This window comes from Enterococcus raffinosus (assembly GCF_018917525.1).
GTDB classification, from domain to species: domain Bacteria; phylum Bacillota; class Bacilli; order Lactobacillales; family Enterococcaceae; genus Enterococcus_A; species Enterococcus_A raffinosus_A.
Genome location: NZ_JAHLOS010000037.1, coordinates 14256 through 41191, shown reverse-complemented (window position 1 = coordinate 41191; position 26936 = coordinate 14256). Strand labels below are relative to the sequence as shown.

23 protein-coding genes, 2 tRNA genes, 1 pseudogene and 1 other annotated feature are annotated in these 26936 nt (G+C 41.2%); of the genes and pseudogenes, 4 read left to right on the top strand and 22 right to left on the bottom strand.

The window, feature by feature from the left end; genetic code table 11:
* Positions 1-110 precede the first annotated feature (110 nt).
* The 8 genes and pseudogenes from radC to KQI58_RS18080 form a co-directional block, all read right to left on the bottom strand.
* A pseudogene (radC, locus tag KQI58_RS18115) lies at positions 111-647 on the bottom strand (RadC family protein); the annotation flags it as partial.
* Between the two features lie 49 nt (positions 648-696).
* Entirely contained in the window at positions 697-1356 is a 660-nt protein-coding gene (locus KQI58_RS18110; RefSeq protein WP_216410393.1) for an HAD family hydrolase, read from the bottom strand.
* Complete coding sequence (locus KQI58_RS18105; RefSeq protein WP_216410392.1) at positions 1343-2653, bottom strand: bifunctional folylpolyglutamate synthase/dihydrofolate synthase; 1311 nt, start codon at positions 2651-2653, stop codon at positions 1343-1345. The genes KQI58_RS18110 and KQI58_RS18105 overlap by 14 nt, the downstream gene beginning before the upstream one ends.
* 173 nt (positions 2654-2826) lie before the next feature.
* Positions 2827-5466: a valine--tRNA ligase gene (locus tag KQI58_RS18100; RefSeq protein WP_216410391.1), complete on the bottom strand. Its 2640-nt coding sequence runs from the start codon at positions 5464-5466 to the stop codon at positions 2827-2829.
* Positions 5467-5656: 190 nt separating this feature from the next.
* Positions 5657-5870: a binding site (T-box leader), on the bottom strand.
* Positions 5871-5903: 33 nt separating this feature from the next.
* The gene (locus KQI58_RS18095) at positions 5904-6539 is read right to left on the bottom strand and encodes a redox-sensing transcriptional repressor Rex (RefSeq protein WP_216410390.1); all 636 of its coding nucleotides are present in this window, start codon (positions 6537-6539) and stop codon (positions 5904-5906) included.
* A gap of 644 nt (positions 6540-7183) precedes the next feature.
* Positions 7184-8392, bottom strand: a complete 1209-nt coding sequence (gene thiI / locus KQI58_RS18090; RefSeq protein WP_216410389.1) for a tRNA uracil 4-sulfurtransferase ThiI — start codon at positions 8390-8392, stop codon at positions 7184-7186.
* A 99-nt stretch (positions 8393-8491) separates the two neighbouring features.
* Positions 8492-9634: a cysteine desulfurase family protein gene (locus KQI58_RS18085; RefSeq protein ID WP_216410388.1), complete on the bottom strand. Its 1143-nt coding sequence runs from the start codon at positions 9632-9634 to the stop codon at positions 8492-8494.
* Between the two features lie 169 nt (positions 9635-9803).
* Positions 9804-11525, bottom strand: a complete 1722-nt coding sequence (locus tag KQI58_RS18080) for a septation ring formation regulator EzrA (RefSeq protein WP_216410387.1) — start codon at positions 11523-11525, stop codon at positions 9804-9806.
* Positions 11526-11842: 317 nt separating this feature from the next.
* On the opposite strand from KQI58_RS18080, the gene KQI58_RS18075 reads away from it, so the two are divergent.
* Positions 11843-13195, top strand: coding sequence for an aspartate kinase (locus tag KQI58_RS18075; RefSeq protein WP_216410386.1), 1353 nt, complete (start codon positions 11843-11845; stop codon positions 13193-13195).
* Between the two features lie 14 nt (positions 13196-13209).
* On the opposite strand, the gene KQI58_RS18070 is transcribed toward KQI58_RS18075, so the two are convergent.
* Genes KQI58_RS18070 through KQI58_RS18060 form a run of 3 tightly spaced genes read right to left on the bottom strand, consistent with a single transcriptional unit; the run spans position 13210 to position 15419 of the window.
* On the bottom strand, positions 13210-13725 hold the full coding sequence (locus KQI58_RS18070; RefSeq protein WP_216410385.1) for an HAD family hydrolase: 516 nt from the start codon (positions 13723-13725) through the stop codon (positions 13210-13212).
* Between the two features lie 12 nt (positions 13726-13737).
* Positions 13738-14574, bottom strand: a complete 837-nt coding sequence (locus tag KQI58_RS18065; RefSeq protein WP_216410384.1) for a Cof-type HAD-IIB family hydrolase — start codon at positions 14572-14574, stop codon at positions 13738-13740.
* 14 nt (positions 14575-14588) lie between these two features.
* Positions 14589-15419 carry a DUF72 domain-containing protein gene (locus tag KQI58_RS18060; protein ID WP_216410383.1) on the bottom strand — a complete coding sequence of 277 codons (831 nt, stop codon included), beginning with the start codon at positions 15417-15419 and terminating at the stop codon, positions 14589-14591.
* A gap of 89 nt (positions 15420-15508) precedes the next feature.
* On the opposite strand from KQI58_RS18060, the gene KQI58_RS18055 reads away from it, so the two are divergent.
* Positions 15509-16483 (top strand): asparaginase, encoded by a 975-nt coding sequence (locus KQI58_RS18055; RefSeq protein ID WP_216410382.1) that lies wholly within the window; start codon positions 15509-15511, stop codon positions 16481-16483.
* 50 nt (positions 16484-16533) lie between these two features.
* Here the strand turns inward: KQI58_RS18055 and KQI58_RS18050 are convergent, their stop codons facing one another.
* The 6 genes from KQI58_RS18050 to KQI58_RS18025 form a co-directional block, all read right to left on the bottom strand.
* Positions 16534-17271 carry an acyl-[acyl-carrier-protein] thioesterase gene (locus KQI58_RS18050; RefSeq protein ID WP_216410381.1) on the bottom strand — a complete coding sequence of 246 codons (738 nt, stop codon included), beginning with the start codon at positions 17269-17271 and terminating at the stop codon, positions 16534-16536.
* Complete coding sequence (locus KQI58_RS18045) at positions 17272-18105, bottom strand: fructosamine kinase family protein (RefSeq protein WP_216410380.1); 834 nt, start codon at positions 18103-18105, stop codon at positions 17272-17274. It lies immediately after the preceding gene.
* 12 nt (positions 18106-18117) lie between these two features.
* Complete coding sequence (locus tag KQI58_RS18040) at positions 18118-18903, bottom strand: tyrosine-protein phosphatase (RefSeq protein WP_216410379.1); 786 nt, start codon at positions 18901-18903, stop codon at positions 18118-18120.
* 251 nt (positions 18904-19154) lie between these two features.
* The gene (locus KQI58_RS18035) at positions 19155-20483 is read right to left on the bottom strand and encodes an aminopeptidase C (protein ID WP_216410378.1); all 1329 of its coding nucleotides are present in this window, start codon (positions 20481-20483) and stop codon (positions 19155-19157) included.
* Positions 20484-20539: 56 nt separating this feature from the next.
* Positions 20540-21511 (bottom strand): acyltransferase family protein, encoded by a 972-nt coding sequence (locus KQI58_RS18030; RefSeq protein ID WP_216410377.1) that lies wholly within the window; start codon positions 21509-21511, stop codon positions 20540-20542.
* Between the two features lie 179 nt (positions 21512-21690).
* A tRNA-Asn gene (locus KQI58_RS18025) sits at positions 21691-21764 on the bottom strand.
* Positions 21765-21908: 144 nt separating this feature from the next.
* On the opposite strand from KQI58_RS18025, the gene KQI58_RS18020 reads away from it, so the two are divergent.
* Together KQI58_RS18020 and KQI58_RS18015 are read left to right on the top strand one after the other, a co-directional pair.
* A complete protein-coding gene (locus KQI58_RS18020; RefSeq protein ID WP_216410376.1) occupies positions 21909-23048 on the top strand; it encodes a serine hydrolase domain-containing protein in 1140 nt (379 codons plus the stop codon).
* Positions 23049-23165: 117 nt separating this feature from the next.
* Positions 23166-23238: transfer RNA gene (locus KQI58_RS18015), tRNA-Thr, on the top strand.
* A gap of 3 nt (positions 23239-23241) precedes the next feature.
* Here the strand turns inward: KQI58_RS18015 and KQI58_RS18010 are convergent.
* From KQI58_RS18010 to KQI58_RS17990, 5 genes are all read right to left on the bottom strand, one after another.
* Positions 23242-23919 (bottom strand): phosphatase PAP2 family protein, encoded by a 678-nt coding sequence (locus KQI58_RS18010; RefSeq protein ID WP_216410375.1) that lies wholly within the window; start codon positions 23917-23919, stop codon positions 23242-23244.
* Positions 23920-24027: 108 nt separating this feature from the next.
* Entirely contained in the window at positions 24028-24621 is a 594-nt protein-coding gene (locus KQI58_RS18005; RefSeq protein ID WP_216410374.1) for a helix-turn-helix domain-containing protein, read from the bottom strand.
* A gap of 171 nt (positions 24622-24792) precedes the next feature.
* On the bottom strand, positions 24793-25194 hold the full coding sequence (locus tag KQI58_RS18000) for a PTS sugar transporter subunit IIA (protein ID WP_216410373.1): 402 nt from the start codon (positions 25192-25194) through the stop codon (positions 24793-24795).
* Positions 25195-25231: 37 nt separating this feature from the next.
* On the bottom strand, positions 25232-26041 hold the full coding sequence (locus KQI58_RS17995) for a PTS system mannose/fructose/sorbose family transporter subunit IID (RefSeq protein WP_016181197.1): 810 nt from the start codon (positions 26039-26041) through the stop codon (positions 25232-25234).
* Positions 26028-26924: a PTS mannose/fructose/sorbose/N-acetylgalactosamine transporter subunit IIC gene (locus tag KQI58_RS17990; protein WP_216410372.1), complete on the bottom strand. Its 897-nt coding sequence runs from the start codon at positions 26922-26924 to the stop codon at positions 26028-26030. Before KQI58_RS17990 ends, KQI58_RS17995 begins: the two co-directional genes overlap by 14 nt.
* Positions 26925-26936 lie beyond the last annotated feature (12 nt).

Sequence of the window (26936 nt, the reverse complement as noted above, 5' to 3'; positions counted from 1 at the left end):
AGGCGCTTCAGGGCGTTACTCCTTCATTTCACCTATCAAGCAAAGAGTTCACGACTCTCTTATATTTGAGAGGACGTGCGCAATCTTTTCAATTACGAACGTGTCTCACGATGATTATGACCAAGAATCACCCGCGCTGCACTGATTCGTACTGCCTCGCGAAAAATCTCTCGAGGATGCGCAATGCTCTGATTCAGTGAACCAATGAAGATCGTCTTCTGCAAAATAATTTCATTTTTAGTATTCAAAAAAATGGCAACCAAATGCTCTTGATGATAATCTTTTAGTTCTGTAATCAGCTGTTGACCTAAAGAAAGACTAGATTGGATCCTCCCCAGCTTTGGCTGTAATGCGCGATTGATTCGATAGCCAAACTCCATCATCGCCTTTAATTCAATCGCGCGTGTTTCGCCAATCCCTTTAAATTGCTGCAGCTCCTGCAGCGTTGCATGCTTTAGATCATAAAGCGTGGGATATTCACGTAAAATACTCCCGGCTAAATCCATCACATTTTGCTGGCGCGAACCATTGCGTAAAATAATCGCTAATAGTTCCTGATCCGATAAATGCTTCTCGCCTTCTCTAAGCAAGCGTTCCCGCGGCCATGAACTTTCAGGCAGCTCCTGTAATAACAAACTTTTATCCATAAAAAACTCCTTTGCTACTTTTCTTTAAAGTACGCAAAGGAGTTGATTTTTATGCTTCTAAAAAGTCGATTACCTCATGCAAAGTGGAAAATACGGCTTCTGTCTTTTCTTCCAGTTCCTTGGTCGGGGGAAGAATATCCGGGACCATCACTACTGGAACACCCGCCCCTTCTGCGGCCAAGATGCCATTTTTGGAATCCTCTAAGACTAAGCAATCTTCCGGCGCAAGCGCTAGACGTTCCGAGGCAATCACAAATATTTCTGGATCAGGCTTGGCAAATTTCACATCTTCTGCTGAAATAATATCTGAAAATTTGTCACGGATACCTGCATGCTCCAATAAAATTTCAATTATAGGACGCACATTACTAGAAGCCACTACGCGCGGAATGTCTTGCTCTTCTAAATAAGCGAGCAATTCATGGACACCCGGTTTTAAATCAACCTCGCCAGTTTTGAAACGGTCATGAGCCATTCCCCAGCTTTCATCGATAAATTTTTGGACCGTCTCTTCACCATGATCGGCAAACATTTTGTGCAGCTCTGCCCAGACCTCTTCATCTGAGATGCCAATGAAACGAGCATAAACTTCTTCCGTAAAAGGCAAACCGTATTTCTCAGCTACCACCAAATTGGCTTCACAATAAATCGATTCCGTATCAAACAATAATCCATCCATGTCGAAAATGATTCCCTTAACTTTTTTCATTCGTGCCTCCTAAATTTAATAATAATTGACGTACTTCAGAAACGAAGTACAAAGATCCCGTAATCAATAATAAATCATCCGCGCCCATATCCTCTAACAATTCTCCTAAGCCGAACTGCCATAATGAAACAACCTCAAAACGGCTATCTAAATGGTCAAAGCGACTAAGATCCAGTGCTTTAGGGTATTCAAATGTGGTCAGATAAATGTGCGCATTAGGAATTTCTGAAAGCAATGCAAGCATCTGGTCAACATCCTTTGTCTCCAACGCGGAAAAAAGAATATTGATATTATAGTCGCGAAATTCGCGTTTTACATTTTCGACTAAACGTTTGATTGCATGCCCATTATGAGCCCCATCCATAATGATCAATGGTTCATCACTGACTTTTTCCATTCGGGCAGGCCACTGTGCTTTCAATAACCCTTTTTGAATGGTCTTTTCCTCAAATGGCAGGCCCTTTTGTTCGCAATAGAGATGATACAGCTCAATAGCCACACCCGCATTTTCTACTTGATGTCGTCCCAATAACGGAACCTTCAATGATGTAAGCTTGCCAGCTTGGTCCGTAAAGTTGAACAGCTCGCCCCAAGTAGGATCTGGTCGCAAATAATCCACTTGGTATTCTTCACCATAGCGATACATTTTTGCCGTCTCATCCGCTGCCTTTTCCACGATTTCGATTAACGGTCCTTTGGTGATTTTCCCCGTCACCACGGGAATATTTTCTTTGATGATTCCGGCCTTCTGTCCGGCAATCTCGTTTAAGGTATCTCCCAAAACGTCCATATGATCGTAGCCAATCGTCGTAACGGCCGTCAAAATCGGTTCCACGACATTGGTTGAATCCAGCAAGCCGCCTAAGCCAACTTCAACAATGGCAACATCTACTTGCTCTGTTGCGAAATAATCCAACATGATTGCTGTCAAAATCTCGAATTCCGTGATCCCGCTAATTTCTGGGTCTTGATCAAGTTCAGCCACGATTGGCTGATATTTTTCGACATAGCGAATCAGCTGATTATCTGGAATTGGCTTGGCATCGATAGCGATTCGTTCATTAAACTCTTCAATGTAAGGCGAAGTAAAGCTGCCTACAGTGACCCCCGCTTCAATTAAGATACTGCGTAAATAGGCAACCGTTGAGCCTTTACCGTTCGTTCCGGCAATATGAATCACGGGTACCTTTTTTTCTGGATTATCTACTTTCGCTAATAAGGCTTGGATCCGTTCTAAACCTGGGCGTGAGCCAAATTTTTTTCGACTGTGAATCCAATCAATTGCTTCTTCTATCATCAATAGTATTCGCCTCGTTTATCTCTTTTTTTGCATGCCTCTAGTATAGCAAAGTTTCCTGCAGAAAGATGGATAAGTGCTGAGGAAATCCGTCAATTTATAAATTTAGTTACGAGATTATCAGATAAAAAAATGAGCGTGACCCAAAATCACAGGTCACACTCATTAATCAATTAAGAAATTGTTCGCAGACTTTCGATCCGTTCTTGAACCGCTGCTTGTTTTTCTAAATAATCTTTCTCTTTCGCCCGTTCTTCAGCAACCACATTTTCTGGTGCATTCGCCACGAAGCGTTCGTTGGCTAATTTACCTTGGACACGTTTGACTTCACCGTTCCATTTTGTCAATTCTTTTTCAAGACGTTTGATCTCTTCTTCGATATTGATCAAGCCGGCCAATGGCAAGTAGATTTCTGCGCCAGTCAAGACAGCTGACATCGCCAAGTCAGGTGCCGTAATGTCGCTTGCAATCACCAATTCTTCTGGATTACAGAAGCGTTCGATATAGCTAGTGTTCTCAATTAAGAATTCATCGATTTTTTGATCGTTCGTTTTGATCAGTAAAGTAATTGGTTTTGAAAGTGGCGTATTCACTTCCGCCCGAATGTTTCGAACAGAACGAATCAATTCCTTCAAAACTTCCATGCCTTTTGCGGCTGTTTTGTCATCGTATTCTGGATGAACCACCGGATAATCCGCAACAACTAATGATTCACCAGTATGCGGAATCTTCGCCCAAATTTCTTCTGTTACAAAAGGCATAATTGGATGTAATAGACGTAAGGTTTGATCTAAAACGTAAACCAAAATGCTCTTCGTTGTTTGTTTGGCTTCTTCATCTTCTCCGTAAAGAATTTCTTTACTCATCTCGATATACCAGTCACAGAAATCATCCCACATGAAGTTGTACAATTGACGTCCAGCTTCACCAAATTCAAATTGATCAAACAGGCTGGTTACTTTTTCAACCGTTTCATTCAAACGAGTTAAAATCCAACGATCCGCCACAGTTTTCTCACCAGAGAAATCAATGTCTTCAGCGGTAAAGCCTTCAACGTTCATAATTACGAAACGAGAAGCATTCCAGATTTTATTGATAAAGTTCCAAGCTGCATCCATTTTTTCATAACTGAAGCGCACATCTTGACCTGGTGCAGAACCGGTAGATAAGAACCAGCGCAATGCGTCAGCACCATATTTCTCAATCACGTCCATTGGATCGATCCCGTTGCCTAAAGACTTACTCATCTTGCGACCTTGTTCATCACGAATCAAACCGTGGATCAACACATTTTTAAATGGACGTTCATCCGTGAATTCCAAGCTTTGGAAAATCATCCGGCTCACCCAGAAGAAAATGATATCGTAACCAGTCACTAAGGTACTGGTTGGGAAGTAGCGTTTGTAATCTTCACTTGCTTCATCCGGCCAGCCCATCGTAGAAAACGGCCATAATGCAGAACTGAACCAAGTATCTAATACATCCGGGTCCTGTTCCCAATTTTCGCTATCCGCAGGAGCTTCCATTCCGACATACATTTCGCCGGTTTCTTTATGATACCAAGCAGGAATACGATGTCCCCACCATAATTGACGTGAAATAACCCAGTCATGTACATTTTCCATCCAAGTCATAAAGGTATTGTTAAAACGAGGCGGGAAGAAATCTACTGCGTTATCCGTGCTTTGATTTTTCACTGCTTGATCTGCCAACGGTCCCATCTTAACAAACCATTGAGTCGATAAACGCGGTTCAACAACAACACCCGTGCGTTCTGAATGGCCAACACTGTGAACCATTTTCTCGACTTTGATTAGACGACCGATTTCTTTCAAATCAGCAACGATCGCTTTACGTGCTTCGAAACGATCCATGCCCGCATATTTGCCAGCCAGCTCATTCATACTGCCATCTGGATTCATCACGTTTACTCGCGGCAAGTCATGACGATTACCCACTTCAAAGTCATTCGGGTCATGAGCAGGTGTGATTTTCACTGCCCCTGTTCCAAACTCGCGTTCAACGTAGCTGTCTGCAATAATCGGAATTTCTTTATCGACTAATGGTAAAATCACTGTCTTACCAACCAAGTCTTGGTAACGTTCATCATCAGGATGGACAGCAATCGCTGTATCTCCTAGCATCGTTTCAGGACGAGTCGTTGCAATCTCCAACACACCGCTGCCGTCACTCAACGGATAAGAAACATGATAGAAAGCACCTTCTAAGTCTTTATGGATAACTTCAATATCAGACAACGCTGTTTTAGCTTGCGGATCCCAATTAATGATGTATTCGCCACGATAGATTAAATCCTTCTCGTATAATGAAACAAAAACCTTACGCACTGCATCGGATAAGCCATCATCAAGGGTAAAGCGTTCACGGCTATAATCAAGGGATAAGCCTAATTTCGCCCATTGCTCTCGAATATGTCCAGCGTACTCTTCTTTCCATTCCCAAACTTGATCGACAAATTTTTCACGACCAAGATCATAACGTGAGATACCTTGTTCTCTTAATTTTTCTTCAACTTTTGCTTGCGTCGCGATACCCGCATGGTCCATCCCAGGAAGCCATAGTGTATCAAAGCCTTGCATCCGTTTTTGACGAATGATCATATCTTGCAACGTCGTATCCCAAGCATGTCCCAAATGCAGTTTCCCAGTTACGTTTGGGGGCGGAATAACGATTGAATATGGTTTGGCTTGCTGATCTTCTGAGGGCTTAAATAAATCTTGGTCTAACCATTTTTGGTAACGACCCGCTTCAACTTCTTGCGGATTGAATTTTGTTGGTAAATTTTCAGTCATATAAATTCCTCCTATTTTAAAAGATTGATTTCTGGTACAGCTTCTTTAGTCAAAGCAACTGGTACTCTTTTTCGTGCACATACAATTCTACTAAACAGTCCCGTTCCATGTTATTTCTAATTAGAACTCGTCTCTTCAATAAACTGAGAAAAGCAGAACTAACGAAAAAAAATCCTAGAACACAACTGTGTTCTAGGACGTAAATTACGCGGTACCACCTAAATTGCAGAGAAGGACTCTGCCGCTCAAGCATGCTATAACGGACATGTGCCGTGCGCTCATACTGCTTTCAGATCGCAAAACTCCCAAGCTACCTTCCATAAGTCAAAGTGAAGATGTTTCAGCCGTGCATCTTCTCTCTAGGACTTTGTTACTCATGTACTCCTCTTGATCATCGTCTGACTCATTCTACAATGAAGTCGGAAACTTGTAAAGTCCTACTGACCATCAAAATAGATCAATGTCTGCAATTCTGAGGTTAAATCAATATAATGGACATGGACATTATCCGGCACCTTTAAAGGATCTGGCGCAAAATTTAAAATGGCCGTGACTCCATTTGCAACCACCTGATCAATTGCTGCTTGAGCATTTTGACTGGGAACTGTTGAGATGGCAACGGTGATCTTTTCTTCTGCCAATACTTCATCCATCTCATCAATCGAATGGATACGATATCCACAAAGTTCTTTACCAACCTTTTCCGGATCGTTATCAAATGCACAAACGATATTCAAATTTTCATTACGGCGAAAATTATTATTTAACAGCGCTTGGCCTAAGTTCCCGCAGCCAATCAATGCGATCCGTTTTTCTTCCTTCGTTTCCAGCATGTCGCTAAAAACCTTAATCAAGTCGTTGACATCGTAGCCGTAGCCGCTGCGGCCAAGCTCTCCAAAATGAGAAAAATCACGACGAATCGTCGCAGATCCCACCTGAGTCATTTTGCTGAGCTCAGAAGACTTGATGCGAGTAACACCATTTTTCTCCAATCCTTTCAAACAACGTAAATACAAAGACAGTCTTTTAGTTGTCGCTTTCGATAGTTGGGGTTTTTGAATGATTCGCTCCATGTTTTTTCTCCTTGTTCGTTTTAATGTAATAATTTTTTTTCAAAAAATTAGGCTGATTCTCTCGCCGTATATCATTCTGCTAAACAGTTCTTTTGCTTGTTTTGAGCATAGCTTTCTATTTCTTATGAGCTATAGATACTGCGAAAAGCTGAACTGACATCCTTGTTCGTTTTAGTGTAATAATTTTTTTAGCAAAAAATTAGGTCGATTCTCTCGCCGTATATCATTCTGCTAAACAGTTCTTTTGCTCGTTTTGAGCATAGCTTTCTATTTCTTATGAGCTATAGATACTGCGAAAAGCTGAACTGACATCCTTGTTCGTTTTAATGTAATAATTTTTTTCAAAAAATTAGGCTGATTCTCACGCCGTATATCATTCTGCTAAACAGTTCTTTTGCTTGTTTTGAGCATAGCTTTCTATTTCTTATGAGCTATAATACTGCGAAAAGCTGAACTGACATCCTTGTTCGTTTTAGTATAATCATTTTTTTAGCAAAAAATTAGGTCGATTCTCTCGCTGTATATTAGTCTATGAACTCTTGTTTGTTAATTACTTCACATAAACGATTTTAACATGTAGAAAAACCAATAACAATCTTTTACAAAAAAAAGAGCAAGAAAGTACACTTTCTTGCTCAAAATTATTATAAAAAGTCTGCGAACTCTTCGTTTTTTTCTGCCCGAGCAGGAGTGATTTCTTCAATCTTCAATCCAGCTAAACAGCGGGCCATTAATCCCTCAATGTCGAAACGTTCCTCTAACTCTAAAACCTTATCCAGCTTTGGTCGTGTCTTAGGCTGAGGTGGCGCAAAAATCGTACAGCAATCTTCAAATGGCTGAATGGCCAACTCAAAGGTATCGATCTTTTCAGCTAGTTCAATGATTTCAGTTTTATCCATTGTCACAACTGGTCGGATAATTGGTGTAGTTGTTACTTCATTGATGGCTACCATACTATGCAATGTCTGTGAGGCTACTTGGCCCAGTGATTCCCCATTGATAATGACTAATCCATGACGCATCTCGCGAATCGCATCTGTTAATCGCAGCATCATCCGACGAGTTAATGTCATCCAATAGCCTTGTGGACTGTGGGCTTTGATCTCTTCCTGAATTTCAGTAAAAGGAACCTCGATAAATTGGATTCCGCCAACATAGGGCGTTAATTTTTCTGTCAAATCCTTGGCCTTTTGCAACGCCTGCTCGCTAGTATAGGGCGGACTGGCAAAGTGAACAGCCTCAATCTCCACTCCGCGTTTCATCGCTAAATAGCCAGCAACGGGGGAATCGATCCCGCCAGACAGCATTAACATCCCGCGACCACTGGTCCCAACCGGCAGCCCACCGGCTCCTTTGATCGTTTCATAAGAAAGATAAGCCCCATCACGGCGAATTTCTACCCGCAAATTAATATCCGGACGCTTCATTTGTGCTTTGATATCCGGACAAACATCCATTACTGCATCTCCTAGATATTGCTGGATTCCATGACTATCTAAATCAAAGTGATGATCACTACGCTTAGCAGTAATCTTAAAAGTTTCTTTTCCCGTATAAATCTCTTGCATGATTTGCTGAGTCATTTGCTTCAAATCATCGAGTTTTTTCTCTACGCGAATACTTGGTGAGAAGGTTTGAATTCCAAACACCTTTTCTAATTTAGGTAATACCAAACGGCTGTCTTCACCATTTAATAAAATATGCATTCGGTCGCGATCGGCGTGAATCTTCAAATTAGGAAATTCTGCCAGCGCCCCGCGAACATTTTGTGCGAGTCGCATGATAAAACTGCGGCGGTTCTTTCCCTTGGTAGATAACTCTCCGTAGCGCACCATAATTTCAGTATATTGCACGATCATTCTCCTTAGTTATAGTATCAGTTCTCGACTTGTTTCTCTTTACTTTTTAATGCTTCAACGGTCATCCATAATCTCTATTTACATGAAGCGTTCTTAATTGATCTTCGAAAATTTGTCGTAAAGATGGTTGAATATCACCATGAATTGCTCTGCTTCGGCCATGGTATTGGCTTCATCTAAACTAACTCGGATTGCCGTCGTGGCAATGTCATGAGGGACTCCCATGGCATGTAATGTCGAGCTATCGACCTTTTTACGACTTGAACAAGCACTCGTCGTTGACACGAAAATTTGTTTTTCTTCCAAGGCATGGACCAAGACTTCCCCGCGAATCCCTTTAATTCCAAACGTTAAAATATGCGGCGCAAAATTCTCGTCGCCAGAGAAGATCGTTACCTTCTCATAGCTTGCTAACGCTTCTTTTAAGTATTGACGAATAACTGCTGTGTGGTTTGGTCGTTCTGCCTTTTTCTCAAGGTGTAGGCGCAAAGCGCGGCTCATCGCGACGATAGCAGGAAGATTTTCTGTTGTTGCCCGCTGTCCGCTTTCTTGCCCGCCGCCATTTAACAACGGTGCCAGTTTCTTGCCTTCCTTCCAATAAATAAAACCCACGCCACGAGGGCCGTGAAACTTATGGGCGGAAAAAGTAGCAAAATCAACCCGTGCTGTCAGCCATTTTTCCTGCTCAACTTTGCCGATCGCTTGTACCGCATCCACATGAAAATGGATCGTGGGATGGTCTTCCAACACTTTGCTAATCGCTTCGATCGGTTGAATGGCTCCCATCTCATTGTTGACACCCATAACCGAAACTAAAATCGTTTCCGGGCGAATCAGCTTAGCCAACTGCTCGACTTTTACAAATCCATTTTGATCAACTGGTGCGATACTTACTTCGAATCCAAGTTCTTTTAGTTGTTCGGCTGTTCGACTGACAGCCGGATGCTCAACACTGGAAATAATGAGATGATTGCCGTATTCTCGCTTAGCAATCGCAGTACCTTTCAGTACCCAGTTATCACCTTCCGTACCGCCGCTGGTAAAATAGATTTCATTGGCTTTCACATTCAGCAAGTCCGCCGTTTGTTTTCGCGCTTGCTGCAGCAAACGATTTGCCTGTGTGCCTAAGTCATGCAGACTAGAGGGATTCCCCATAATGCGTTGACTCGTTTTTACATATGTATCAAGTGCGGATGGATAAATTGTCGTCGTCGCACTATTATCAAAATAAATCATTCTTCGACCTTCCTTCAAAAATTCTTTCCTATTATAGCGAGAATGCCATAACACTTCAAGTAATCCTTACAAATAAGAAGAGTTTCATAACCTCTTCCTTAATAGTTGCCAATAACGTTGAACTTCTTTTCTCCTAAATAAAGTAAAAAAGCTGAGCAAATCGCTCAGCTTAGACTAAATCTCGGTTGTTAAAATAGAAATCTTCAATCCGTTTAAAAGCACCAGGTTCAACTCGTTCTAGCGCAGTCCCAATCTCATCCAAGGCATCTTGGTAACGATATTCTCTGTTGAACAGTTCCAAACTGTTCTCAATCGCACTCTTGATTTCAGGATGAGTATGACGGTAACGGTTCGCATATTGCATCATTTGCTCTGTCAACGCTGCGGCATCCACTAAGTCGTAGGTCTTTTGATCCAACAATTCCATGTCCTCATCACAAAGACTCACAAGTTTATTAATGTCCTGCATATTGATCCGAATCTTGTTTAATGATTTGCTTAACTCTTCCACACGATCCGTTGCTACGAAGAAGAATTCTAAGTAATCCCCAGGCAAACCAGGTAAACGTTGTTGTTCGACATAGCGTTTTAGATTGCGTAAACGGAATTCATACTTCTCGATTTTCTCAGAAGCTTCTTTTTCACCTTTACGCAAATCGTGTAAGTCATCATCAATCTCAACTTGTTTCGTTTCAATATCGTCCAAGACTTTGAAAGCATCCTTATAGAACACTTGAACTTCAGAAAAGGCTAATTCATGTTTATCAATCTGTGGTTCCATATTGCGGTTGCGACGTTCCAGTTCTTCGATCTCTGTTTGGAATCCGCGGGCACGTCCCAACTCATTGTTGTTCAATGCATAGCTCTGAGAGGTGTGGTCCAACTCGACCATCAATTGGTGGTTGTTGTGAGCCGCATGAGTAATGTACTCACCGATCGTTTTACGATTGGTTAAGACATATTTTTTGGCTTCAAATTCTTTTTCCAATACGACATACAAATCATCGATCAATTCAGCCGTTTCTTTATTGGCAGTTTCCACAGTACCTAACTCGATTTTTTCTAGATCTTCTAATGAACGTTCAACATGCTTCTTGACTTTATCCAGACGTTCCTCGAAATCATCCTCTGGTAAAACAAAATTGTCAGCCATCATTTTCTTATAAGTTTTTTCTAGTTCATCGATCTGGCCTGGGAAGGTTTTTTCTAAATCTTCATAAATAGCAGGAACCTTTTGCATCGTTTCTTGTACTTCATACGTATGCTTCTCTGCATCATCCAATACTTCTCGAGCTTCGATCGGATCACCTGAAGTATTCAAAGTAACGAATTGCGTAAATTCGATTTCTACATTTTTTACTTGTTTTTGAATCTCAGGTAAAGCAGGTCCAAAGCTGTCTTTCTTTTCCTTCAGATCCTTTTTCAATTCTTCAAAAACATCAAGAGCTTGTTGAACGGCTAATGAATTACGTTCTTCAGTCTCGCGTAATTCCTTCAACCCTGTACGGATTCCTTCGACTTCCTCTTCCATCTCAGTCATCGTACGCTCAGCACTTTCGATCGCCGATTTTCCCTTCATAAAACGGAAGGTTTCATTTTGACTTTCAACTTCAAAGATTTGACTTTCAAGCTCAGCAAAAGATTTCGTCGAAACATCTGTCCATTTTTGATTCCATTCACGGAAAGTATTTTGACTTTGGCCGACAAGGTGCATTTTTTTCACTTCATCGACCTCTTCCACGACAGGAAGATCGAATAACGCTTCTTTCCTTTTATCAAGTTCTTTTAAGCGTTCTTGATTTTTTTTCTTCATCAGATAACCAATCAAGTATAAAACGGCAGCCAAAATGACCAAGCCGATAACGATCCCTATGATTACATTACTTCCCATGTATGATTTTCCTTTCAACTATCCAGATTCAGTTTTATTTAATGGTTCATTAATATCAGTTTTTGGCGAAAACATCTAACGTAGATTATAACACAAAAGACTTTTCTCTTCACTAGCTAGTTTCGAAATCCCTTTAGAAATGTTTATCGCACAGTCACTCCTCATACTAGCATTTTTTGCGAACTGCTTCAATTGCAATAAATTTAAGAAAAGTGTAATTTTATTAAATTTTCTGTTTGGGAAAGCGACAAATCCCCTTGAAATTGTATGACTTTTCAGATAATATTAAAGCCACATTAAAATAAGAGGTGATTAAAGTGAAAGTGATCAAATTTGGCGGGAGCTCCGTAGCTTCAGCTGAACAACTAAAAAAAGTCTTATCGATCGTGACAGGCGACTCCGGCCGCCGTTTCGTGGTGGTTTCTGCTCCAGGAAAGCGAACCAATAAAGACAAAAAAGTCACCGACTTATTGATTCAATTTTATAATGCTGTTGTATACAAACACGATACTGACGAGTTGATCCGTGAAATCGTCGCGCGTTATACCGAGATCGCGGCAGAATTTCAGGTCGATGACGATATTGAAAATACTTTTAGCGCTGAATTAAGGCAGTTGCAGGAAAACTTTGACGAAGCCGATCCTTATGCCTTAGACAGCTTTTTAGCCAGTGGAGAGAATTTAAATGCCCAATTAGTCGCAGCATGTTTCCAAAAAAATGGTGTCCGTGCTCGCTACATCAATCCAAAAGAATTAGGCATCACGGTCTCCAATGAACCGCAAAACGCTCGGATTCTAGAGGAATCCTATGAAAAAATCTATCAATGGCGTGATTCTGAAGACATCCTGATTATCCCAGGGTTCTTTGGTTACACAACTGACGGCCATCTTTGTACCTTCTCTCGAGGCGGATCGGATATTACCGGTTCGATCGTTGCAGCAGGTTTAAAGGTCGACCTTTACGAGAACTTCACGGATGTGGACGGTATTTTCGCGGCCAGTCCCAAATATATCCATGATCCTGAACTGATTGAATATGCTACTTATCGTGAGATTCGCGAATTAACTTACGCCGGCTTTACCGTTTTTCACGACGAAGCCTTGATGCCGGCCTTTAAAGCACAGATTCCTGTGATTATTAAAAACACCAATAATCCGGAGTGCCAAGGGACATTAATCAAGAAATCCTTTGAGAATGTTAGCCGAAATGAAGTAGTAGGAGTAGCCAGTGATGGCGGCTTCTGTGGCATAACGGTTGGCAAATATTTGTTAAACCGAGAAGTCGGTATCGTACGGCGAATCCTGCAAATTCTTGAAGATTTAAACATTTGCTTTGAGCATATGCCATCAGGAATTGATGATATCTCGATCATTCTGAGAGAACGCCAGTTAACCCGTGATATCGAAGCAGAGTTAATGAAGCAGATCGAAGAAAAAATCAAACCAGATCAGCTGTCGATTGAGCATGGACTGTCCGTGGTGGCACTGGTTGGTGAAGGCATGCGAGAACGACCAGGAACGACTTCTGACAGCACCGCTGCTCTAGCTCGTAAAAATGTCAACCTGCGAATGATCTCTCAAGGCGCCGATGAACGCAGTATTATCTTCGCCATTCGCAGTGAGCAAGAACGCTTAGCTGTGCGTTCGCTTTATTACACATTTTTTGATTAAAAAAGGAAAAGCCGTTACTTTTCGGCTTTTCCTTTTTGTCTGTCTATTTCTTCTTTGATCAATGGTTCAGGTGCGTATTTTTGCTGCCAATCCTCCGGCTTCATTACTTTGTTAGTCACCGGATGATACCGCGGCTTCCCATCAGGAAAGAGTTTTCCCATATTCGCCCGATGAACGATTTCAAAAATCGGTTGAGGATCGACGCCAATCAAGGCAAATGAGCCATACGTAAAATAAAGCAAATCGGTCAAAGCGTCAACTTCGGCAATCAACGGATCTTCCACCGTTTCGGCTTTTGCTAAAACTTTTTCCTTCGCCTGATCAACACTTTCATGGAGCCGTTCGACTAACTCCTTAAACTCTGCTTCATCACCTTCTGCAACGCCATACAAGAATTCGACGATCTCTTCAGCTTTAAATCCTGCGCGGAAGCCCCCGCGTTCTTTAGAAAAAGCTTTTGGTAAAGTCGGTGGCGCTGGCGCAAAGGTTTCATGAAATTCTTTAGCCATTTGATATGGTTCTTTTGACATACTTATCCCTCTTTAAATGATATTGAAATACTTCATTGCTTGATAAATGCCGTCATTCTCATTCGTTACGGTAACATAATCCGCTTGTTCCTTGACCTCATCCAGTCCATTCCCCATCGCTACTCCGATACCGACTTTTTTGATCATTTCAATATCGTTATAGTGATCACCAAAAACCATTACCTCTTCAGGCGTAATCCCAGCCGCTTTCGTAAACTCCAAAATACCACGATACTTCGAGCCATTCTTGGGAACGATGTCAACCGAATAAGGATTGGACCGCTGAAATGAGCAATCCGGCAATAATTCTTGCAAGCGTTGTGCTTCAGTTTCTGCGCTGAAAAGCACACATTGATAAATCGGTTCCTGTAAAATCGATAGCTTCTTATACCGCCCCTTTTGACGATTTGGACTGAAGGATTGCAACAATCTTCTCGTCGGTCTAACTGGAAACCATTTCGGCATCCAGCTGGCGATTTTTTTTAATAAAGAATTTTGGGACCATTTCATTAAATGGCTGCCATCCATTCTTCGACGTCCGCCAAAAATGATCTGCCGGTGTTCATCATCGGCAAAGTTCACGATCCGCTGCAATGTCTCAGCAGAAAATGGACGCTGGTAAATATCCTTTTCTCGCGTGTACACCAGTTGGCCGTTGTACAACACAAAGACGTCCAAAGGCAGCTGTTCAATTCGTTCCTCGATCCTCACAGGCCCTCGTCCGGTCGCGACTCCGCAGAAAATCCCCTGTTTTTGCGCCAGACGAATCGCTTCTCTGGTGCTATCCAATACTTTTGAATCACTTGTGATCAAAGTCCCGTCAATATCAAAAAAAATGGCTTTTATCATGGTTCTCCCTCGTTTTAAAATAGATCGATTTGGCTCGGATTCAATCCTTCATAATCCAAACCTAAACTCTTTTTCAGTTGCATAGCATTATCGGCAGCATCCCCACCGGAGTTATTATTAAAGATAACACCAACTTCTTTTGTTTCCTTGGCTACTTGCTGGATTTTTTCTCCTAATATTTTCAATTCTGCTTCATTGTAACGATAAAGCGTACGTTTCTTCCGCCAATCCCCCGTGCGATCATTCCAATAAGCCTGATTTCTGCCATGGAAACGGAACAAGCTGAAATTCGGATTGGTTACCGTCGTATCCAACGGTACAGTGTCAGGCAGCTGCGGTTCATCAACCATCACCAAACTAAAGTTTAAGGTTCTCATTAATTGGCGGGTCTTTTCAATAAACTCTTTGCCATACCAGCTGTAGTCTCGCAATTCGATCGCCACAGGCAAATCGTTGAACAGTTCTCGCAACGTTTCTAAATAAGCAACGTTTTCTTTCGTACATTTAAATTGTGCCGGAAATTGCGCTAAAAAGCAAAATAACTTTCCACTTTCGATCATCGGCTGCAAGGTTTCTAAAAAATGCTCTTGCATCGCAGTCATAGAAGGATAACTATCCTGCCATTTCGCTTGTCCTGTGAATCCGCCATACAACTTCACCACAAAACGAAAATCCTCTGGAACCTGTGTCAGCCAGTTTTCAACGGAACTTTTTCTGGTAATCCCATAATAGTTCGTATCTAATTCTACCAATGGCAAGTAACCAGCGTACTCATACAAAGAAGAGGTCTTCTTGCCGGTCAGACTGCTGTGTTCATTAAAAGAAGTTAATCCAATTCGAATCATAGTATCCTAGCCTCCCCTTGCTTCATAGTATACAATAAACATAGCAAAAAAATGATTGCAATGCGCGAATAACGAATGGAGTAATGAAGATGAAACGGATTTTGATTTTACATACAGGTGGAACGATCTCGATGAGTCAGGATGCTGACGGTGCTGTACGCCCCGATAAGAAAAACCCTTTACTGGCGGCGGGACAAGAATTACGTTTGCCTGCTGACATCGAACTAATTGTAGAAGACTTTTCTAATCTGCCTTCTCCACATATTACAGTTGAGACAATGTTCCAGCTCAAGGAACGGATTAAAGCGGCCAAACAAGAAGGCCTTGATAGCGTCGTTATCACCCATGGAACGGATACATTAGAGGAGACTGCTTATTTTCTAGAAATAACCATTGGTGATTTAATGCCGATTATTCTTACCGGTGCAATGCGTTCAATCAATGAACTGGGCAGTGACGGTCTCTATAATTTTGAATGTGCGATCCGTGTAGCGGCTTCAGAGAGCGCCATCAATAAAGGCGTGCTAGTGGTCATGAATGATGAGGTCCACAGTGCCCGCTATGTGACAAAGACCCATACGACCAATGTCGCGACATTTAGAACGCCGACGCTAGGACCGATCGGATTAGTAACAAAATCAAAGATTCTTTTCAAACAAGAATTACCAAAAGCAACTCGTTATGATATCGCTAGCTTCGATGCGATGATCCCAATTGTAAAAGTTTTCGCCGGGATGGAGGGCGATTTCTTTAAAATACTTGACCAAGCGATTTCTGTGGATGGTCTCGTGGTAGAAGCACTGGGCGCAGGAAATTTACCACCGCAAACCTTACCGCCTTTCTACCATTTACTAGAAAAAGGCCTGCCGATCGTTCTAGTCTCTCGCTGCTTCAACGGTATTGCCGAACCTGTCTATGATTATCATGGCGGCGGCGTAGAATTGGCTCAGCATGGGGTGATCTTCTGTAATGGGATCAACAGTCAAAAGGCCCGGTTAAAATTATTGATCGCGTTGAACGCCAAGCTCTCAAAAGAAGAATTGAAGCAATTTATGGAAGAATAATTTGCTAAACAACATGACAAAAAAGAAGCTGGATCGAAAATACTCTCGATTCAGCTTCTTTTTTGCCACAAAATATTTGCTTCGCAGGCCAGTTGGTCGCCAAGACGAATTTCATGTCGGGTTTTAACTTCTTCTGCCTCAACAATTTCGTAAAAGCTTTCGATATCGTTCCCGTACAATACCTCTTTATCAAATTTTACATTCACATAGGTCGGTTCATGCTGTGTCATAAAATCATAGCCTAAGACATCGATCAACCAGTTGAAATACATGGCATTATTGACATGATGATTGCTGTCAAGATCGTAGTAACGTACGTGATATAACTGATGCTGTTCACCCTCAACTTTTTCGATCTTAGGCCAGCGACGAATCTTTTTAACCTGCGGTGACTCATAAGGTGCCATTAATTTAGCATCCACACTACTCATTTTACGATTTTCAACGTCCATCAACACAAAAGACATATCGATCTTCAGCAATTCAGTTTCCTCTGAATCATAAACCCAAAAGCTGCGGTAACAGAAATAGCGATTAAATTCGGTTGGCTCAGTCACGACCGTGATCTGCTCGCCGACTTTTGGCAATCGATTAATTGTTACCTCCGTTTGAGTAATCACCCAAGTAATCCCCAGGGTATTGATGTATTCTGTTCCTCGTTCCAGTTGATCGCTTTGATCAGACGATGCCTTGATAGCAACGCTTAATAAAGCCGGAAACGTCATATTTTGATTGATATCGCACTCATAGTAGGCGACCTCATGATTCAAGGTGTATCTTTTTCCCAATTACTTTCCTCCTAAAGCTAAGACACGATCTACCGCATCCCCATAACTCTCGCCAAAGGTATTCAGATGAACAAGCAGATAATAGAGCTGATAGATCGTCAGTCGTTCTTCCCAACCTGCTCGCATCGGTAAGATTTCTTGATAGCTGTCGATGAACTCTCGGCGAAATCCGCCAAAAAGCTGTGACATAGCCAGATCCACTTCCCGGTGCCCATAGGACACTACCGGATCAATAAACACAGGCTGTCCCTGCGTATCAAAAAACGTGTTGCCGCTCCAAAAATCACCGTGCAATAAAGTTGGTTCAAAAGACATTGTACCCCATTTTTGGTACACCCACTCTTTAAATAACTGATAATTTTTTTCTCGCCGCGTTGTCCAGTGATTTCTCCCCTTGGCAATTTCGATTTGAATCTCCAAACGATAGGTAAAATAGAACTTCCACCAGTCTCTTGTATATTTATTGATTTGTGGAAGGACACCGATAAAATTATTTTTTTTATAACCAAAATAATCGGCTTTTACTCGATGAATTTTACTTAGTTCACGAGCTAGATCCTTTTGATCGCCCTCTCCAGGTTCAATCCATTCCATTAAAATAAATGCACCTTCCAGATAAGTACCGTGTTGAATAACTTTTGGTACACGGACAAACTCGCCTAATTCTGCCAAGCCGCCAACCTCAGCTTGAAAAAAATCGGCTGACATTTGAGGATGGTACTTCAGAAAATAATCCTGTTCCCCATCTGTCACACGAAACGCTTGATTGATATCTCCGCCACCGATTGGCACAGCCTTCGATTGTAATTGTAAATAGTTTAGCAATTCATCCATCTCGTCAGCTCCTTACAACAAATAAATTTTCTTCAGGTCTTTGATTTCTTGTTTCGTTACGCCGATTCCATCATGAATAAAGTTATTCATGGTTCCGTAGTGCTCTTTGATTAATTTGAAGCTTGTTTGCAGATATTCCTTTTTAGCACTCATCATATCCGCAATCCCCTCCAATGAATCCGCAGGGACACCTGCTTTTTCCGCCTTTTGGTACATTTCTTCGACTGCCTTCTTTAAATAGCGATTCGTCGCTAAATAATCCTTTGTGATGGTGGTTTGATTGACATCTAGACTACTTAATAAAAGGATTGCCGCAAAACCGGTACGGTCTTTTCCTGCGGTACAATGAAAGAGCAGGCTCTCCTTCTCACTTGAATTCTCCAAGACTAAATCAAAAAATTTACGATACTGTCCCCGCACATGGTCATCTGTTACAAAGTGTTTGTATACCTCAACCATTTGTTGATGCGCATCCTCCCCGTTTTGCATTCGGCGCATCATTTTCTTAGGCGAGGCCGAAGCCGTCTTGGTTTCCTCTATTGGAAAAATTGGCAAGAAAATATTTTCAGCTTCAGGAATTTCCTGATCCGGCTGTGAGTCTCGCTCTTCGATTGACCGAAAATCGACGACTTTTTTAATCCCGTATTTATTTAAATAGTGTTTATCCTGTGCATCAATATGATTGATACCCGCAGAACGAATCAATTTTTGATGAGCGATCCTCCGTCCATCTTTTGTCTTATAACCACCCAATTCCCGCATATTTTCAGCATGCCGAACGGCTAAATGTTTAGGCATTCAATCAACCTCCTTTTTCATTTTTTCGAATGTGTCTCCCATTCAACTAATTTATTCATTTCACAAACAACTTTTCTTGAAAAAATCCCCTTATTAAGTTGTCTGCGCGCGTTGAATCAACATCCTTTTTGCTAAAAGTATAGCATAATAAAAAAGAAAACGCTTTTGTTCCTAAAAACAAACCATTCGCAAAAAAGGAATTTTCCTAAAAAAAATCTGAAACAGCCGTACTGTCTCAGATTTTTTTGCTCTTATGCCAACGCTCCCATTGGGTCCCAAGGAGCTAGAACTGTTGGTTCTGCCTCGAAGGCAGCTAATTGTTCTGGTGTTAAAAATTCTTTGCGAACAACGATTTGATAGGTGTATTCGTCCATCCATTCGTCACTCATTACAAAAAAGCCCTTTTCCCCGACTTTTTCGCCCCAGCTGTTTTCGACTTTCCATTTTTTCGCCTGACCATCAATCAAGTCGACACCGGTCAAAACCATCGCGTGGGTCATCAAGCTTTCACCATAGTCTAATCGCTCAGCCTTCGTCATTGTCAAATCAACGTCAAATAAATCTTCGACATCATAAGCATCTAAGGCCATGATTCCGCTGTCTCGGGTTGAGGATTGACCAACATCGCAGCCGAACCAGACAGATTCGCCTTGCTCTAATTGCTTAACTGCCAATGCCTTGAAATCCTCCATCTCAAGATTCAAGTATTTTACCTGTTTACCATCAACTACATTTCCTAACATATCCACCGTATAGGATTTCATGAAAGGCTTGTCCTCGGTCGGCGCATTGATAATACTGATATATTCATCTAAATCTACACCAACATATTTATCATAGAAGCTTTGCGGAGTCAGCCCTTGATCCAAGTGATAATTTTTTTCCTCATCACGATATTCAAAATCAAACACTGTTGGCGGTGTCCCCAATGAGATCGCCAAAAGATTATAGACTTCCTGCAGCATCGCTTCACGGTTGGCTTGAATCTCTTCTTCTGTCGCCTCTTCCAAGACCATCTGACGAAGCAGAACCGCGTGTTTGCGCAATAATTTATTTAAATAATTATTTAGATCGCGAGAGTTTGAACTGTTGCTGCTTTCCGGCATCACACTTTTCGGTACGACTCCATATTTCTGGAAAAGAGACACAATCATATCCCATTGCCCACCATCTTGCTGCGGTGTTTGCAGCAAAAAGGCCACCTCACGACTCGTTACAGGCTGCTCTGCTGTATTCAATATATTTTCATAGAAGTAATTTGCCTTTTCGTATTTATCCCAAAAGAAGGTATAGTTTTGCGAAAGCTCAAAGTCTTTCAGCTGAAAGGTCGTCAACAGTTTGTGACGAAACGTATTTAATGCCGCAAACATCCAGCAGCGTCCAGATTGTTTTTGGTTTGCGACTTTTCCTGTAGCCAGATCAATGGAGAAGACCGGCGTATTTTCCACATGTGTCTGAATATTTTCCGCAGAGGCCCGAATACCATTTTTTACTACGCCTCGTTGCAATGCGATTTGTTTAGAATTTTGTTCAAAAGCTTTTCGAAAAGCTTGGGTTCGTTCATTCGTAATTTTTGCCATAAAAAACGCCTCCTTGCCCCTCATTTTACGCTTAATGAGGCAAAGAGACAATTAGTTTACAAACTAGGCTGCAAAACTGCTTTTCCTTTTTCGATCCAATGCCCCACCCGTTTGCTTGATAGCAGCACCGTTAGCAGCATACTCCCGATAAACAATAAAAGAACTTCTAAAGAGCTGATCTCGAAATCAAGATCAAGGGCTCTCAAGCCTTTCACTAAAAAACCATGAAGCAAATACACTGTCAACGTATTTTTCCCCCAATTGGAGAAAAAATGCCGTTCTTTGGGGACAATCATCAAGAAAACAACGATTCCGATTAACCCGGCTATAAAAAAGATCAAACGTTGAGGCCCGCCCAGTAACGGTTGATTGAGATAGTCTTCATAGGGCTTTGAACCAAAGACCCAATACTTATTGATCAAATCGTTCCCTTGTATAAATAGAAACAATCCGCTAAATAACAGTAAGGCCATCCATTTTTTCGGATACGTCTTCAGCTTTTCGACCCAATTCTTCGGAATCGCGTAGCCTACCATGAAATATGGGAAAAACGTCAACGTCCGTTGAATCGCTAAATAACGATCAAAAATCGGAAAATAGCCCACAAGCAATGCCACAAGCACACTAGCGATCAAAACCTGTCTTACTGAAAATTTATTCGTCAAATGTAAAAGTACGTTCCAGCAAAACAAGCTCAATAAAAACCAGAGTGACCATTGCGGAATACCCAGATCGAGGCTAAAGGAATCCTGCAGGCCAATCAACGTGTAATAGCCAGAATACAACAGCTGGAAGAAAATGTACGGAAGCAGTAATTTTTTTACCAGACTCATTAGCGGTTTCGGTCCACTTTTAGCGAAAAATCCCGAGATCAAAATAAACGCGGGCATATGGAAGGTAAAGATAAAATAGTACAAATCATTATATAAAGGATGATCATTTGCAAAGGGCTGCAAAAAGTGACCAAACACAACTAAGATCATCAAGAAAAGCTTTGCGTTATCAAAATAGGCATCGCGTTTCTCCATCGAATCCCCCCTCACTATTAGTATAACGAGGATTTTTAACGGGTTCAAAGGGTGTGACCTAGTTTTAAAAAAAGGTCATGCTTTTCTCAATATTTCCCTCATATTTCAGATTTTTGTTCATATAAAATTCACTTTTTAGGTGTAAAAAAATAGAGATGATCAAAAGACCATCTCTAAAACTCCGGCAGTAGGACTCGAACCTACGACATCATGATTAACAGTCATGCGCTACTACCAACTGAGCTATGCCGGAAGAATACTTTACTATAATATCAATTTTTATTTCATGATGCAATCCTAATTTTTCAAAATTTTTGGGGAGTGACAGGAAATTCATTTCCTTCCTTTTTATCGAAATAAAAATAGAGTAAATTTAGATAGAACTAGAGGATTTCTTATGTCAAAACACAGGTTAAAAAAAAGAAAGAAAAATAGATTAAAATTTGTTTTCTCATTTTTCTTAGTACTCCTAATCTTAAGCGGAATGTATGTCGAACACATTTATCGCCAGCATCATGCAGCAGAAAAGAACACCTTGACTGATACTACTGGCATATCCAATCAACAACCGGTCGAACCAAGAAATGCTGCGTCCGCTAATATTGAGCAAATGTTAGTAGAAAAAAATTTTAGCGGTACTGTGTTAGTTTTTCAACATGGACAGGTGATCTTGAATAAAGCTTACGGCTGGAAAGACCAAGCAAAAAGAATCCACAACACGATCCACACACAATATTGCATCGGTTCCGTCCAAAAAGGGCAAACCGCCTATTTGATTATGCAGGCTGTTAAATCCGGTAAAATTTTCCTAGATGAAAAGCTTAGCAACTTTTATCCGCAAATTCCTAATAGTGAAAATATCTCTATCAAAGATATGTTGAATATGAGTTCTGGCTTACGTATCGACGAAAAGAAAATTGCCGCCTTGAATACTACGGATACACAAAAAATACTGTCTCAAACGATCCGCCAAACGACAGTGGTCGCAAATCCCAGCTACTCCTATCAACCAGTCAATTATGTTCTGCTAGCTGGTATCCTGGAACAAGTCTATCAAACCGACTACAGCACATTATTTGATAAATTTTTAAAAGAACCGATGAAGCTAAAGGAAACAAGCTTCTATTCAGAAACCAACAATCAGCAAGCTCTTTCATACTCACAAAGTGCCTCTGGTCCTGTTTACGCCCCCACAACCGTCTCTTCCTATGCAGATGAGTTGGGGACAGGCAATGTGTTTATGTCGGCTGAGGATCTATACAGCTATTTTCAAGCACTCTATCAGGACCAATTCTTAACAAAACAAGAACGTGCGGAATTATGGCAAACGTACCCTGGGGAAAAATACGCCAGCGGGATCTATAGCATGACAAATAGTTACCACACGCGAGGCGTTAAGGCACGTTTCGAAACCCTTGCTGATTTTTCAAAAGACGGTCAGAATGGTATTATTCTACTCTCAAATGTCTGGACTCAACCAAAGGGATATAATGATATCGTCTCTAAACTATATAAACAAGTCGTCGCAGGATCTTAAGCAACGACTTGTTTATAAATAAAGCTTTTACAACAGCTAATGCCGCAATTTTTTCTGTTTAACCAGTTGACAAATAGCCTTGTTTTCGCTATTCTATATCTTGTGTTAAATAACTATGCCGCCTTAGCTCAGCTGGTAGAGCGTTTCCATGGTAAGGAAGAGGTCGTCGGTTCAAGCCCGACAGGTGGCTCTTCTAAGAACGTTGAGTTTTCAACGTTCTTTTTTTGTGCTTAGAACTATCCTCAATCCCTGCAAGGTAGAAGCTGACAAGCGTCAGACCTAATAAAATCCCACCAAAAATATCGGTTCCCCAATGGGCTCCAGACAAAAAGCGACCAATAACCAGTACAATCATAATCACCAAACTCAGATAGGCGATGATTGCTTTGACCATCCCTGTTTCCTTTCTTAACACATAAAAAGCTGACAGTAGAACTGTAATCGCTAGAAAAGTATGACTTGACGGATAGGATGCCTCTAGCTGCCCATCGACTAAAATCGGTCGATAATTAATGACGACTTTTTCAAAAAGAACATAACAAGCAGCGACTGCAGCATAAAGAAATCCTAGCGCAAGAATTTCCTTGTCCACTAGTGAGAGCTTCTTCCGAGTATACAACTGGAGAAATCCTCGTAAAGCAAAATACCCCACAATCATTAATGGAAAAATCCCTAAAACTTCTGTCACTTGATACCAAAAGGCACTGGTACCAATTTTATTGACTAGAGATTGATTCAGTGTCGCAAAGCCCACTTCTGAATGCTGCGGACCTATTTTCTGTACATCGATCAAGGTTAAAGAAATCGTGTATAAAATAAAGACGATCAATAATCCTATGGCTGTTTCTAATTGCTTCTTTGCTATTTTCATATGGCTGATTCTCTCCTAACAATTATTTGGAAGCTATCCAAATAAAACGTATCAGAGACTGCCAGAAACAAAAAGAAGCGCATCGTCACCTTGAGGTGACGATGCGTATCAACGGCTATTTAATAAGGAAATCCCCTTCACTGCCAAAAGCATTAATACATACGTTGCCGGATATGGATGCCTAGTCATAATGAAAAGCAGCACGCCGAACAACGATAAAATCAAAGAAATCGATCCAATGATTCGTTGTTCTCGCTTGGAAAAAACGAGCTCAAAAATGCCGAACAGCATTGTTAAAATAACGAAAGAAAAAATAATAAGCTTGAAGATAATCGTTTCCTGCGAAAGTTGCCACAAAGAGACAAACGCAATATGGTCTCCTTGTGCTTGACCAAAAATCGGCAGAACGATTAATAAGCCAACCATGCAATCTGAAATACCTAAAAGCAAATGTTGAAAGTTTTTCCGCTGCTGTTGCTGCTCATTTTCTGCAATTGACAGCAGTTCGCTATTGGATAGCAACTCATCGATAGAAATATCAAAAACCTGCGAAATAGCTTTCAAGGAGTCAATACTGGGAAAGCCACGGCCTGATTCCCATTTGGAGACGGCCGTTCGTGAGATAAATAGCTTCTCCGCTAATTCTTCCTGCGTCCATTGCTTATTTTGACGTAATTGCTTTAGTTTCTCGTTAAAATCCACTTTAGTCTCCTACTCTTTCTTTTATCCTCCTGTAAATCATACCATAATAGAAAGAAACTATTGCAGACAGCTAGCCTTTATTAAGAAGTTCATTTTCGAAACCCACGAGAAGTTGGACTCGCAAAAAAGCCAGAGAATCGTTTCTCTGGCTTAATCATCTTCTATGAGATTTTATTCGTCCTCATCATCGTCGTCGATGATTCGTTCATTCACGTGGCAAATATTACTTGTCGCAGATTCGACTAACGCAAGTTCTGTACCGATCAGTTCGCTATTGATGAAATCAATCACCATTGGCATATTCATTCCTGCGTATAGTTCGATCGCTTGCCCTTCTAAAATCATCCGAGAGACTACATTACAAGGTGTACCGCCCATCAGATCAGCCAGCACAACAAAATCATCCAACTCCGCGATAACTGCTTCAAATTTTGCACGAAAATCTTCTGCCGATTCTGAAGGAAGCAGGCTGACAGTATGAATGCTTTCCTGCGGTCCCATAATCATTTCCGTACTCTTTTTTAATTCCTCACAAAAGAGTCCATGACTCACTAAAACTAGTTGTTTTCCCATTGGTTCGCTCCTCATTATTCATTGGAATCAGCCTAACTTATTTAGAAATCACACCTAATGCTGATAATGCCACACAGACAACTAAAACAATAAAGATCGCCTTGGTGGAAGTCATGTTCTTTTTACCTAGCATCCAATAAATCGCCGCAACGATTCCTGCTGGTAACAAGCGCGGCAAGATCATATCAAGGTTGTTTTGCATATTCAACGTTACATCACCAATACTTGGTGCCCAAGAGAATTTTACATTGATCATAGTGGCAACTAACGCCCCAACCATGAAGACCCCAAGCAAAGTCGCAGCGTCTGTCAAAGCAGTTAAGCGATGCTGCATCGTTGTAACTAAAGAGATCCCTTCACGATAAGCAAACTCCAATTGTTTCCAACGGAAGATCATCACCGCGATTTGTGCGATGATCCAAATGAAGATACCAGTTGGATTCCCATTGATCGCCATATTCGCCGCTAAGGCTCCAAAAATTGTCGGAATCAATGCCGCGAAGATCGAATCACCAATTGCCGCAAAAGGTCCCATTAAACCAGCCTTCATCCCTGATACAGTATCTTTTCCGCCAATCCCTTCTTTTTCCTCAATCGCCAAGTCAATCCCAGTAACGATTGTATTGAAGAAGTTTGAGGTATTAAAGAATTGTGTATGGGTTTTCATAATTTCTTTTAATTCCGGTGTGTCATCACCATAAATCTTACGTAATTGCGGCAGGATCGTATAGAGGTAACCTGATCCTTGCATCCGTTCATAGTTCCAGCCTAATTGGAAGGTGAATAAGCTTCTGCGATTGATCTGCTTAAAATCTTCCTTCGTTAACTTATAATTAGATTTCGTCATCTTCAATCTCTCCTTCATCTGAATCATTGGAAGCAACATCTTTAGGGGCTGGAGAATTTGGTATCATCTGCCCGTTCTTATAGCTGATTGCAGCTAAAGCAAATCCGACTAATGCAATTGCTAACATAGGAAGTGAGTTGAAGATTCCTTCGAAGTTTTTCACAACACCAGCAACACCAGTTCCTAAAACCTGCATATTGGTAAAGACTGTTCCTAGTAACGCAGTTAACGTGAACCCTAAGATCAAGTAAGGGAAGTGTTTTTTCACAGGCAAGTAACGTAATAAAATCGCAAACCCGACAGCTGGTAAAACTGCTCCGGCTACCGATAAGCCGTCACCTAACCATTTCAAATCACCATTCAAGACAGCAACAACCTTTTCGACTAAGCCTCCACCAAATGCTAACGCTAGAAAGACTGGAATCATTCGAGAAAATGACCATGGAATGGCCCCCATCAAGAAGTTGCGTTCGATCCCTTTATAATTCATATCTTCGACTAATTTATCAATTCGATGCGCGAAATACGTATTCGCAAAACGAGCTAAAATATCTAACTGAATCATCAAGCTAGCTACTGGTACTGCGATTGCAGCGATGGCTTGTTCTGGATTCATTCCCAATGCTACTGAAAAAGCTGTTGCCAGAATCGTTCCGGAGTTGGCATCGATTTTTGATGCACCACCAAATGTACCAACACCTAGTACTGTCAATTGCATACTACCACCAATAATAAGTCCTGCTTTTAAATCGCCCATTACTAGGCCGGCAAACAATCCGGCAAATACTGGTGCGCTCAGCGATGAATAAATTTGTAATTCATCTAAAATTTGATACCCTGCATATAATGTTAATAATAAGATCTGCCACCATAAGATATCCATTTATTTATCCTC